The sequence below is a fragment of the Streptomyces sp. H27-H1 genome, from assembly GCF_026627445.1.
Classification (GTDB): domain Bacteria; phylum Actinomycetota; class Actinomycetes; order Streptomycetales; family Streptomycetaceae; genus Streptomyces.
Genome location: NZ_JAPNLJ010000016.1, coordinates 58,370 through 69,541, shown reverse-complemented (window position 1 = coordinate 69,541; position 11,172 = coordinate 58,370). Strand labels below are relative to the sequence as shown.

Sequence of the window (11,172 nt, the reverse complement as noted above, 5' to 3'; positions counted from 1 at the left end):
GTGGCCTATGTCCCGAGCACAGACCTCGGCGGCCGGCGGGCCGACCTCGGCAGCGTCCCCCTCGGGGGGGTGGACGCTGCCGGGGTGGCCTGGCATCTCCAAGAGATCGAAGGGTGGGACGGATCAGAAACCCGGTCCGAGTACCAGGCGCGCGCGGCCGATCACGGCGCCTGGTCCGGGCGGGTGTACCTAGGCGAACGGCCCATCGTCCTGGCCGGCAAGATCGAGGCGCCCGACTTGATGGCGCTCGACGATGCGATGGAGCAATTGCGGGCCGCCGCCGCGCTGACCGCGACGACACTGACCGTGTACGAGACGGTGCCAAAGCAGGCCGTGGTGCGCCGATCGGGGAAGCCGCTGATCCGGCCGATCACCGACCGTATCGCGGAGTACTCACTGCTGGTGACCGCGGCAGACCCGCGCCGGTACGCGACCTCATTGCAGTCAGGTACGACTGGCCTGCCGTCCACCACGGGCGGCCTGTCCGTGCCTCTCACACCCCCGCTGACCCTGTCTGCCGTCACCGTCTCCGGTGCCTTCAGTGCGCCGAATGTCGGGACGATCGCAACCAGGCCCGTCTTCGTGGTCTCGGGCCCGGTCACCCAGCCGCAGATCCTCGTCCAGCAGCCGGACGGCACGGTGCAGTCCCTGCTGTACAGCCAGAACCTGACTGCGGGCGAGCAACTGATCATCGACTGCGACTCGCACTCCGTCGTCCTCGACGGCACGGCATCCCGGCGCCGTTGGATCTCCACCCCGGCGGGCTGGCCCGAGATCCCCGCAGGCTCGACGTCCACGATCCAGTTCCAGTCCATCGCCTACGACGCCAGCGCCATGCTCACCGCACAGTGGCGCTCGGCATGGCTCTGACCTCGAGGAGGCACCGTGCCTGATCCGCTGTGGGAGGACTCGCTCACCTACTCCGGGCTGGAACTGCGACAGTCCGACTCCGTTCTGGCGATGTCCGATGGCACCGCCATGGGCTCACGCGCGGGCGTCCGGCCTGGCGACACTGGCCTCACCGTTTCGCTGGCAGGCTCTACCATCAACGTCTCCGCAGGAGTGGCCCTGTTGTACCGGTCCGGGCAGGGCGTGTACCGGGCCGCTATGCCGTCCTCCACCAGCCCCGGCACCGTCAACGCCGCGCACGCCACGCTCGCCCGCATCGACCTGGTCTATCTGCGCGTATGGGATACCGACGTTGATGCCTCGGGCCTTCGCAAAGTGGAGGCGGTCTACCTGGCGGGCACCGCAGCTGGCAGCCCCGTCGCGCCAACGCCGGCCGGTACGGTCATCTACGTGCCGCTGGCCACGATCAGCGTTCCCGCGTCGGGCGGCGGCTCCCCGACGGTGTCGACGACGGTGCGGCCTGTCACTGTGGCACCGGGCGGGATCCTGCCCGACACTGCGCTTGCCTCCGGCTACTACGTCGGCCAGTGGAGGGACAACTCCTCGACGGGCGCCCTGGAGCGCTGGGACGGATCGGCTTGGCGCCCATGGTCATCGGCACTTCGAGGGATCGCGCCTGCCGCCTACGCGACGGGTACGTACACCGGCCAGTACCGAGACAACACGACGACCCTGGTCCCGGACCGGTGGGACGGGTCCGCGTGGACGACGACGGAACAACCGACCGCGGGCCTTTTCAGCGCAACCGTCTCCCTGGCGTCCAGCGCTGGCACGTACTTCGCACTGAGCTTCACCAGCGGCGGTCTGGCCATGTCCAACCGGTCCGGGATGTGGGTCGTAGGCCAGCCCACCAGGCTGGTCATGCCGCTGGCCGGCACTTACGTCCTCGACGGATACATCAACTGGCCGGGCACCCTGGGCGCCGCGGAGGGTCGCGGTGAACTGCGGCTCAACGGGTCCGGGACTGCGTCGACCACGGCGCGTGTCAACATCGCCAAGGGGTCGGTAGGTAACGCCCCGGCGGCGATATCCGGCCGGGTCATCGCGACCGCCCCGAATCAGTACCTGGAGCTCTTCGGCAACCAGGCGTCCGGGTCATCGGTCACCTTGAGCGTCGCCCTCGGCATCACCCGGGTCTCGGCGAACACCACGTGAGCGACCTCCTGGGCGGCAGCGATCCGGATCCGTATGAGCTGGCCTGGTACTCGTGCGACGCCACCACCGGCAACGTCATCGAGGAACTGCGCAGTCTCACGCCCACGCAGGCGCTGTCACGGAAGCTGGGCACGGCCACGACCGCATCCCTCAGCATGCACCTGGGCGGCGCGCCCGCGGACTGGGAGGCATGTACCACTCCGGGCCGCACACTGCTGGTGGCCGTGGACGTTGTCACCGACCTGCCGATCTGGTCGGGAGTCATCCTCACCCGCGAGGGTGGGAGTGACGAGATGCTGAGCCTCGGCGCCATCACGCCCGAGGCGTACCTGGACCGGCGGTACGTCGATGACCACAGCCTGATCCAGCAGGATCAGGCCAACATCATCACGGCGATGATGGCCACCCCACTAGCCGGCGGCCTGCCGTTCGTGATGGACGCTCCCGCTACCGGCGTGCTCATGGACTCGTACATCCTCGCCACGGACGACCGAACGTCGCTGTCCGCGATGCAGCAGGTCATGGCCATGGACGGCGGCCCGGAGTGGACGTGCGACGTCGAGTGGGCGAGCGCGGCGAAAACGGGGTTCATACTCCCGCTGCGCGTCCGGCCAAAGATCGGCCTCACTCTCTCCGACCCTGAGGCGGTCTTCGATCTGCCCGGGTGTATCGCGTCCTACAGGCTCATCGAATCCTACGAGTCGGGTAGCGGCGCCACGGTCGTCACGGCCCGCGGCGAGGGCGAGGGCGCGTCCCGGCTGACGAGCGACTCACAGATCGCCGCCGACCTGGAAGCGTCCGGCTGGCCTCGCTATGTCTACCGGTTCACCCCCGCGTCAGGGATCACCGACCCTACTGAGCTCAACGCCCACGCAGCCAGGGCCCTCGCGCTCATGCGTACCGGTAGCAACGTCTGGTCGGTCGAGGGTGTGGCGTCCCGCAGCCCGCGGCTCGGCCGGGACTGGGCGCTCGGCGACACCGTCCGCGTCGCGATCGAGGAATCCCCGCGGCACCCAAACGGCGCGGACGTCGTCGCGCGTGCCTGGTCGTGGGAGCTCGACGCTGACTCGGACCGCATCCGCCCGATCCTTGTCGAGGAGGACTGATGCCCACTCCCGCCGACAGGCTGCCCCCGGGCGTGAACGGGCTGGCCTTGAAAATCCAGGCCTTGGAACGCGAGGTACGGGAATTGCGGGCGGCCCGCCGGCTGGAGTCGGCGAGCATCTCCTCCGGCCGATTCTCCGTAATCAGACCCGGCGGAACCACGGTCTTCGGCGTCGGCAAGCTGCCCAGCGGACTGTACGGAACGGAACTCCGGCGCGACGACGGCACCCTCGCTGTGTCGGTGTCCGGGCAAGACGCGGGCACCGCGGACACGGTCCGGGTGCTGTCGCGTGACGGGAAGACCCTGATCACTGACGACGAGTACGCGGACGGATTCCTCGGCCGCCCCTGGGTGCCGGTGCCCATGATTCCCGCGGTCACCGTGACGGCCGGGTCCTGGGTGACGACGCACATCGGGGTGTGGCTGGTGCAGCACCGCGTCCTGGACCTTCGCGCCTCGGTGGTTGCCCCCGCCTCGACAACCGGGCAGGTCCGTATCCGGGCGCTCTGGGACAGCGCGTACATCCAGCTCGGGCCGACGATCTCGGCCACGAACGAGGAGACATTCCTCGACTACCGGGCCACGGGCACTGACCTCGCCGGGGTCGAGTACGGCGACCGCGTTGTGATCACCCAGGAATGTCAGCGGACATCCGGCGCGGGCACCGTCAACTCCTGGAGCCACGGCACCTGGGGATCCAACACCTACGACTCAGGCGAGGCCTGACCCACACGCCTTGGAGGCATCATGGCCTGGTATGCAGGCGCCACGAGGATGGAGCTGCAGCCGGAAAGCGACAGCCAGCCGGCCATCGTCCCGACGCAGTTCATCCTCCACTCGATCGCTGCGCCGTGGACCAAGGAGCGCGTGTTCGAGTACTGGCGCGATAGCACGAATCTTGACAGCCACTTCGGGCAGTCCTTCGACGGCAGCATCGCTCAGTACATCGGCACCCAGACCCGGGCCGACGCCAACTACCTGGCGAACAAGCGGGCAGACGGCACGGGCGCCGTGTCGATCGAGACTGCGTCCAACAGCAACCACAGCGACCCGTGGACGGCCGAGCAGGTCGAAGGTCTGATCAGGCTCGGCGTGTGGCTGCACCAGCAGCACGGGATCCCGCTGCGGATCTGCCGCACCGCGTCCGACCCTGGCTTCGGCTATCACCGCCTGCATTCCGACTGGGCCGTGAGCGGCACTGCCTGCCCCGGCGATGCCCGTGTCGCCCAGTTCAGGACCATCGTCTTCCCGGGCATCGTCGCTCGGGCCAATGGCCAGACCGCCCCTACGGAGGAACCCGACATGGACGCCAACCAGGCCAAGCAGCTCGCCGAGATCCACAGGGCAAACGTCCCGTACATGGGCTGGAGCTACAGGGGAGACGGCGCGGACAGGGACGCCTACGGCGACCTCCGTACCGCCGTGGCCTCCGCCGGCGCCGCCGACGCCAAGGCCGCCCAGATCCTCCAGAAGCTCGCCACCGCGCAGCCCGTCGCGCTCACTCCCGAGCAGGTCGCAGCGATCGCGGACAAGCTCGCCGCGTCGCCGGCCCTCGCCGAGCAGATCGCCGAGAAGGTCGCCGCCAAGCTCGCCACCCGCCTCCAGTCCTGAAAGGGAACCCATGAAGCTCTTCAATCGTGAGCCGGCGCTCTGGCTCGGCCTCGTTGCCATCACCGTCAAGCTCGTCGCCGCGTTCGGCGTGGACGTCACTGCCAACCAGCAGGCCGTCATCAACGCGGTCGCCGCAGCCCTCGTCGGCCTCATCCTCGCGATGGTCGCTGGCGATGCGATCGGCGCCGCGGTCCTCGGCTTCGCGCAGGCCGCCCTTGCCCTTGCGGTGGGCTTCGGCCTCGACTGGTCGGCCGAGCAGCAGGCCGTCGTCCTCGCCGCTGCTGCCGCGGTAGTCGCGATGTGGGACCGCACGCAGATCACCGCGCCGGCCCCGGCCCCGGCCCCGTCAGGCATCGCCGTGTCCCGCCCGACGGCCGTCTGATCGGAGCAGCGCGTGCCCGAAGAGCTGAGCGTCGGCGAACTCGGGCGCACAGTGGACGCCTTGAGACACGAGATCCATGCGCTGGGCCAGGGCATCAACGCCCGGCTCGACAGGGTCGTTTCCACCGAGGTGTACTCCCTGCAATCGGCGTACACCGACCAGCGGATCACGGCCCTGTCGCAGGATGTTCAGAAAGTGAGAGACGAGCGTGACGCGTTGGAGACGGCGTTCGAGCAGTATCAGCTGACGGAACGGGATCGCCGGGAGCGGGAACGGCAGGCGCGCCTGTACCAGCTGATCGTGCCGATGCTGCTGGCCCTCCTGTCCGCAGCAGTCGCAATCTGGGCGGTGGTGTCGTGACCCGTGCACGCGCTCGCCGACTGTGGCGGTGGCCGCGCGCCGAATGGCTCGGCGTGCTCACCGGCCTGCTCATGCTTGCGTTCCTGGCGTGGCTGGCAGTACAGGTCGTCACCCTGACCCATGACCTGCGCGGCGCCAACACCGCGCGGGACGCGCTGGCCCGCCAGGTCATGGACATGGGCGGTACCCCCGTGGCCGGCGAACCCGGCTCCCGTGGCGACGTCGGCCCGTCCGGACCTCCCGGCGAGCAGGGAGAACCCGGCTTCACAGGCCCGTCCGGTCCTCCGGGACCGTCCGGTGCGCCGGGCGAGAGCGGCGCTCCGGGCACGCCCGGGGTCGACGCGTCGGGTACGCCAGGCAAGGACGGGGCGTCGGGCCCGGCTGGCCCGGCTGGCCCGCAGGGAGAGGCAGGGCCTGCCGGGCCGCAGGGACCTCAGGGCGAACAGGGACCTCAGGGCGAGCCCGGACCCGCGGGTGAGCCCGGCCAGAGCGGCTCCATGTGCCCGGCGGGCTACACCCTCCAAGCCCCGGCCGACGACCCCGATGCGCTCGTGTGCCGTCGCACTGGGGTGCCGCAGCCGACGGAATCGCCCAAGCCGTCTGCTGCCGCACTGGATCCGGCCCGCCGCCAGTACCCGTAGGGGGCCGTCGGATCAAGCTCACCTCGACCCGAAGCCGAAAGGGAAGCAGCCCCCGCCCTTCTGGGCGGGGGTGTTTTGCTGTCCCAACTCGCCTGCTCTGCCCACGATAAGATGCCATACGGACCTTGCCCCCACTGCTCTCGCAGTGGGGGCTTCTTCGTGTTCGACCTGTTCATCAATCGGTCGGAAGCTGAACATAGGCCCGGGCCCACTCTGAATTAGGCCGACCAGTAGTGCAGTTGTTCAGAAACTCGTTCATCAACCTGCTAGCGTTCAGATAGAACATGAAGCGTTTGATGAACGAAGGGGAGTTGAATGGCCCTCATCGGGCTCGTCCGCGTCAGCACCGACAAGCAGAACACCCAGCGACAGCACGACGCCCTGATTCCGATCTGCCTCAAGGTCTTCGAAGAGAAGATGAGTGGCAAGCTCCGCACCGAGGAGCGCCCCGGGCTCCTGGCCGCAATCGAGTATGTCCGCAACGGCGACATGCTCTGCGTGCAGGAGGTCGACCGGCTCGGCCGCAACCTCCTCGAGGGGCTCATCGTCCTGAACGACCTCTTCGAGCGGGGCATCTCAGTCAAGGTGCTGGAAGGGATCGGGGCCGGCGAACACAAGGAGCGCTCCCTGATCCTGGACCTGGCGCTGGCTCTCGCTGAAGACCGGCGCCGGGACATCGTGCGCAAGACGAAGGACGGCCTCGATGCGGCTCGCAAGCGTGGCCGAGTCGGTGGACGCAAGCCGGTGATGACGGAAGCGCTGACGATCCAGGCCGCGGCCCTGCGCGAGCGCGGCTTCACGATCCGCCAGATTCAGCCCCATCTCCGCATCGCCGAGGGCAAGAGCAAGGGGAGGAACCCAAGCGTCGGCGCCATCTCGCAGGCCCTCAGCGCTCACGACACTCGACAGGAGGAGCAATGACCTTGTCTCCGGCGGAACTCGCCTTGCTGCCGACAGCCCCAACGGTGTCCAGCGCGCTGCGTGAAGCATCCCGCCACGCCGCCCTGGGGCCTATACCCGCACTCTGCAAGGCCGTCTACGGTTCGGCCGACCCGGACGACTACGCCGCCGTCATCAGTCCCGAGCACGTGCTCGCCTGGGGGCTCGCCATCATTGCGTCCGCCCGCGTCATCGATCCGGCTGTCAGCGCGGCCTGGCCCGACCAGTCTTGGCCTGCGGGGCGGACAGCCGACACGGTCGGAACGGCCCACCGACTCCTCACCGAGTGGGCTGAACTCAGGAACAAGCGCGACCTCGCAGCCCTGTTCGCGGCTGCTTCCCGGGAGGTCCGGGAGGCCGAGTAGATCCAGGTTGGTACGCAACGCCCGCCCCTTCCGGAGGCGGGCGTTCGCATGTACGGACAAGCGATTTGTGACATCACCGGTTTCGCATATTCACCTGCCATGCCGCTGTCATACTCGTGAATATCCGGTTAAGTCCTGGCCACGGATCATCCGCAGAACGGATCCGCCATGCCTGAACAGCCTGCGACTCCACCCCGACGCCTCTTCAACGCAAGCGAGCGGGTAGCGCTCTACCTCGCCGCTGACGGCCAGTGCACCAACTGCCGAGCCACGCTCGCTCCCGGCTGGCACGCCGATCACGTCGCTCCGTACTCGCACGGCGGAGCCACCGACGTCATCAACGGGCAGGCGCTCTGCCCAACCTGCAACCTCCAGAAGGGCAACAACGTGGCCAACAGCGCCCGCGAATGGCAGACCCACGCCCGCGACCTGTTCCTGTCCCAGCCCAAGAAGAACTTCACGGTCGCGGCCACACCCGGCGCCGGCAAGACCTGGTTCTCGCTGGCCCTGGCGAAGCTCCTCAAAGAAGAGGGGACGATCGAGCGGATCATCGTGGTCGTCCCCACGGATGCCCTTCGCAGCCAGTGGGCCGACGCGGCCGAGGAGACAGGCCTGTCACTGATGCCCGTCACAGGGCCGGACGACTACGACAAGGCAGGCTACGACGGCTGCGTCGTCACCTACGCGCAAGCCGCCCGAGGAGTCGGCTCGAACCTCCTGCGCCGTATCACCCGTCGGCCAACCATCGCCCTGCTCGACGAAATTCACCACGCCGGCGAGAAGCGAGCCTGGGGCGACGGCCTCACCGACGCCCTCGAACACGCCGTCCACCGCATCTGCCTGACCGGAACACCCTGGCGCAAGGACGCCACCAGCCCCATCCCGTTCGTCAACTACGACAACGACGGCAAGGTCGTGGTCGACTTCGCCTACGAGTACGGCACCGCAGTCTCGGACGGGGTCTGTCGCCGTATCGAGTTCCACGCCTACGACGGCGAAGCCCGCTGGGCCGACTGCGGGAAGATCAGCAGCTCCAGCCTCGGCAACAACCTGGCCGAAGCCGACGTCTCGGCCGCCCTCGACACCGTCCTGCAGCCCAACCAGCCATGGATGCCAGCACTGCTGGCGCAGGCCGACCGGGCCCTCGACGAGCTCCGGCAGGAGATCCCGGATGCAGGAGGGCTCGTCGTCGCCCACGAGATGTACCACGCCCGCGCCTACGCCGAGATCCTCAAGCACGTCACCGGCCAAGAGCCCACCGTCGTCCTGTCCGACGATCCTGAGGCCAAGACGAAGATCGATACCTTCAGGGGTTCCAGCACCAAGTGGCTCGTTGCCGTCCGCATGGTCTCGGAAGGCGTCGACATCAAGCGCCTTGCCGTCGGCGTATACGCGACGAAGATCCGGACCCCCCTCTTCTTCCGCCAGGTAGTTGGCCGCTTCGTCCGGACCCGCAAGGACGAGGAGTTCAACGCCCGCCTGTACATCCCGGCCGTGCCAGCCCTCATGGACCACGCCCGTGAGATCGAGGAGGAACTCCGCCACCAGCTGGCCATCGAATTCGAGCGGGAGCGGAAGGCCCGCGAAGACGCCGGCTACAGCCAGGGGGCCTTCGACTTCGACCGGCAGCCCCTGTCGGCCACCGAGGCCACCTTCGACAGGGCCATCCTCAACGGCGACGAGGTGACGCCCGAAGAGATCGGCCGCGCAGAGATCTGGTGCAGGGCAAATGACATCCCGATGACGTTCGCCACCAGGGTTGCCCGCGGCCATCGATCGATGCAGCAGGACGGCATCGAAGTCATCTCACCTGAAGCCGTGCCTGTGGTGGCGATCCCGCGGCACCGCAGGGAGCGGATGCTGCGTGGCGAGGTCGACACCCTGGTCGGTAAGGCCGCGTACAAGATGGGCATTCCGAAGAAGGACTTCAACTACCAGCTCCGCAAGGAAGGGTTCCCGCCCCGGGCCAAGGCCACGATCGAAGAGCTCGAGCGGATCCAGGCGTTCCTGCTGAAGCGGCTCGGTGAGCTGTGACGAACCTGAAGAAGAACGCCAACCTGGTCGAGGCCCTCGGGTCCTCGCTTCGGAGCGGCGATCACGGCCTGAAGGCGGTGCCCGGCCTGGTGAAGCGGGTGCTCGCCGAGGGGGCCTGGCGGAGTTTCGTCACGCAGCGCGGCGAGCTGGTCGAGTACGACCAGTTCGAGGAATTCGTCACCACGCCGCCGCTGAAGGGCCTTGGCGCGTCCATGGCCCTGGTACGCACCCTGGTTCGGGACGACGCTGTGGCGCTCGATCTGTTCGACGACGCCATACAGCTGGCCAACGGCGGAGACAGAAGGTCCGAGGATTTCAGTTTGCATAACATACAAACTGAAACGGCGGCTGCCCCCTCCGGGACATCTCGCGAAGCTGGCCTCCGGCGTCTTCGCAAGGACCGCCCCGACCTCCACGCCGAAGTCCTCGCTGGCACCCTCACCACCCACGCCGCCATGGTCAAGGCCGGCTTCCGGCGTCGCATGGTCAACATCCCCGTCGACGAACCTCAAGCCGCCGCCATGGCGCTCCGCCGTAACCTGCCGCCCGACGCCGTCGCCGAGCTGGCCAAGCTACTCGCCGCCGAGACCTGAGCATTGCACCTGGTCAAAGTGCTGGACGTGCGTAACGCACGTCCAGCCCCAGACTGTTCCTACCGCCCGCCTCCGCATCCCGCGGGGGCGGGCGTTTCCGTATCCGGAATCTCCCCTGTCATATGCCTACCGACCAGCGGCGACCCGTGCATATGGTGTGGCTCCGGACCATCCCGGGCGCATCACCCTCCCGGCTCCCCACGGGAGGGTTGCCGCGCGCCCGGTCAAATGTCGGCCGACCACACCTCGGGCCCGCCGCCTTCCCAGCGGATCGGCCCCGCATCCGACAGGTCGACGTCCTCGAGGCCTGCCCGGCGGAGGAACTCGGACACGTCCGCCGGCGTGAAGGCGCGGCCGAGGTCGGCGTCGACCCCGTGGACGTGCGCGGTGACTTTCCGCCCGCCCGTCCGTGACACGGGATGGATGACGATCTCTGTCTCATCGGCCATGCATCCAGGGTGCGACGTGCCAGGCGGCACGGCATCCCGAGCGCCCGGCGTTGTCAGCGCCCACCGCTAGCCTGTTCGGTATCCCATTCACGGGTTGAGGCGGGCTGCCTCAGTGCGATCGGTTCCGCCCTACCGGACCCCGGCCCCGGGGACAGCGCCCGGTGGGGCGGACGCGCGTCAGCCCTCGACCGGCTCCTTCGCCGCCTGCTTTACGGCCTGGCCGACCTCGTACCGGTTCTCACCCGCAGTCTTCGCGTACTCCGTCACCGCGGCCTGCAGAGTGTCGACTGCGTCCAGCCACGGCCGCCACACCTCCGGGGTGTACGGATGGGACCGCGCTTCCGCACCGGCCGCGTTCGCCGCACGCTGGAGCTGGACGAGTTCGTCAGGGGGTTCGATTGCCACCGGCGGATCCTATGCTGCCGGCGCGACCTCAGCACGCACCGCCGCAGCCCACTCGACGAGCAGCTCCTGATACGCCTGCGTGCCCACGCCGCCGGCGCCGACGAGCGCGCGGATCGCGTCGTTCACCTCGGCCGCAGAACGTGCGGGAGCCGGGTTGGGAGGGGTGGGGGACATGTCGCACAGGATATCGGGCGCCGCCCACAACGGGGCGCGCCAGTCATAGG

15 protein-coding genes are annotated in these 11,172 nt (G+C 68.5%); 12 read left to right on the top strand and 3 right to left on the bottom strand.

Annotation, left to right across the window (positions count from 1 at the left end):
* From OTB20_RS19275 to OTB20_RS19220, 12 genes are all read left to right on the top strand, one after another.
* Complete coding sequence (locus OTB20_RS19275; protein WP_267819093.1) at nucleotides 1-870, top strand: phage distal tail protein; 870 nt, start codon at nucleotides 1-3, stop codon at nucleotides 868-870.
* 15 nt (nucleotides 871-885) lie between these two features.
* Nucleotides 886-2,064 (top strand): hypothetical protein, encoded by a 1,179-nt coding sequence (locus OTB20_RS19270; protein ID WP_267819092.1) that lies wholly within the window; start codon nucleotides 886-888, stop codon nucleotides 2,062-2,064.
* A complete protein-coding gene (locus tag OTB20_RS19265) occupies nucleotides 2,061-3,170 on the top strand; it encodes a hypothetical protein (RefSeq protein ID WP_267819090.1) in 1,110 nt (369 codons plus the stop codon). The genes OTB20_RS19270 and OTB20_RS19265 overlap by 4 nt, the downstream gene beginning before the upstream one ends.
* Nucleotides 3,170-3,895: a hypothetical protein gene (locus tag OTB20_RS19260; protein ID WP_267819089.1), complete on the top strand. Its 726-nt coding sequence runs from the start codon at nucleotides 3,170-3,172 to the stop codon at nucleotides 3,893-3,895. The genes OTB20_RS19265 and OTB20_RS19260 overlap by 1 nt, the downstream gene beginning before the upstream one ends.
* Nucleotides 3,896-3,916: 21 nt before the next feature.
* On the top strand, nucleotides 3,917-4,780 hold the full coding sequence (locus tag OTB20_RS19255) for an N-acetylmuramoyl-L-alanine amidase (protein WP_267819087.1): 864 nt from the start codon (nucleotides 3,917-3,919) through the stop codon (nucleotides 4,778-4,780).
* 10 nt (nucleotides 4,781-4,790) lie between these two features.
* Nucleotides 4,791-5,162, top strand: coding sequence for a hypothetical protein (locus OTB20_RS19250; RefSeq protein WP_267819086.1), 372 nt, complete (start codon nucleotides 4,791-4,793; stop codon nucleotides 5,160-5,162).
* 12 nt (nucleotides 5,163-5,174) lie between these two features.
* Complete coding sequence (locus OTB20_RS19245) at nucleotides 5,175-5,522, top strand: hypothetical protein (RefSeq protein ID WP_267819085.1); 348 nt, start codon at nucleotides 5,175-5,177, stop codon at nucleotides 5,520-5,522.
* Complete coding sequence (locus tag OTB20_RS19240; RefSeq protein WP_267819083.1) at nucleotides 5,519-6,163, top strand: collagen-like protein; 645 nt, start codon at nucleotides 5,519-5,521, stop codon at nucleotides 6,161-6,163. Before OTB20_RS19245 ends, OTB20_RS19240 begins: the two co-directional genes overlap by 4 nt.
* 315 nt (nucleotides 6,164-6,478) lie before the next feature.
* Nucleotides 6,479-7,084 carry a recombinase family protein gene (locus OTB20_RS19235; RefSeq protein WP_267819081.1) on the top strand — a complete coding sequence of 202 codons (606 nt, stop codon included), beginning with the start codon at nucleotides 6,479-6,481 and terminating at the stop codon, nucleotides 7,082-7,084.
* Nucleotides 7,081-7,467, top strand: a complete 387-nt coding sequence (locus tag OTB20_RS19230) for a hypothetical protein (RefSeq protein WP_267819079.1) — start codon at nucleotides 7,081-7,083, stop codon at nucleotides 7,465-7,467. The genes OTB20_RS19235 and OTB20_RS19230 overlap by 4 nt, the downstream gene beginning before the upstream one ends.
* Nucleotides 7,468-7,635: 168 nt before the next feature.
* Nucleotides 7,636-9,501 (top strand): DEAD/DEAH box helicase family protein, encoded by a 1,866-nt coding sequence (locus OTB20_RS19225; RefSeq protein WP_267819078.1) that lies wholly within the window; start codon nucleotides 7,636-7,638, stop codon nucleotides 9,499-9,501.
* Entirely contained in the window at nucleotides 9,498-10,094 is a 597-nt protein-coding gene (locus OTB20_RS19220; RefSeq protein ID WP_267819076.1) for a hypothetical protein, read from the top strand. Before OTB20_RS19225 ends, OTB20_RS19220 begins: the two co-directional genes overlap by 4 nt.
* Before the next feature lie 224 nt (nucleotides 10,095-10,318).
* On the opposite strand, the gene OTB20_RS19215 is transcribed toward OTB20_RS19220, so the two are convergent.
* The 3 genes from OTB20_RS19215 to OTB20_RS19205 all read right to left on the bottom strand — a co-directional run bounded on the left by OTB20_RS19215 (nucleotide 10,319) and on the right by OTB20_RS19205 (nucleotide 11,122).
* Nucleotides 10,319-10,543 (bottom strand): hypothetical protein, encoded by a 225-nt coding sequence (locus OTB20_RS19215; RefSeq protein ID WP_267819075.1) that lies wholly within the window; start codon nucleotides 10,541-10,543, stop codon nucleotides 10,319-10,321.
* A 177-nt stretch (nucleotides 10,544-10,720) separates the two neighbouring features.
* The gene (locus OTB20_RS19210; protein WP_267819073.1) at nucleotides 10,721-10,948 is read right to left on the bottom strand and encodes a hypothetical protein; all 228 of its coding nucleotides are present in this window, start codon (nucleotides 10,946-10,948) and stop codon (nucleotides 10,721-10,723) included.
* A gap of 9 nt (nucleotides 10,949-10,957) precedes the next feature.
* Nucleotides 10,958-11,122, bottom strand: a complete 165-nt coding sequence (locus tag OTB20_RS19205) for a hypothetical protein (RefSeq protein ID WP_267819071.1) — start codon at nucleotides 11,120-11,122, stop codon at nucleotides 10,958-10,960.
* Nucleotides 11,123-11,172 lie beyond the last annotated feature (50 nt).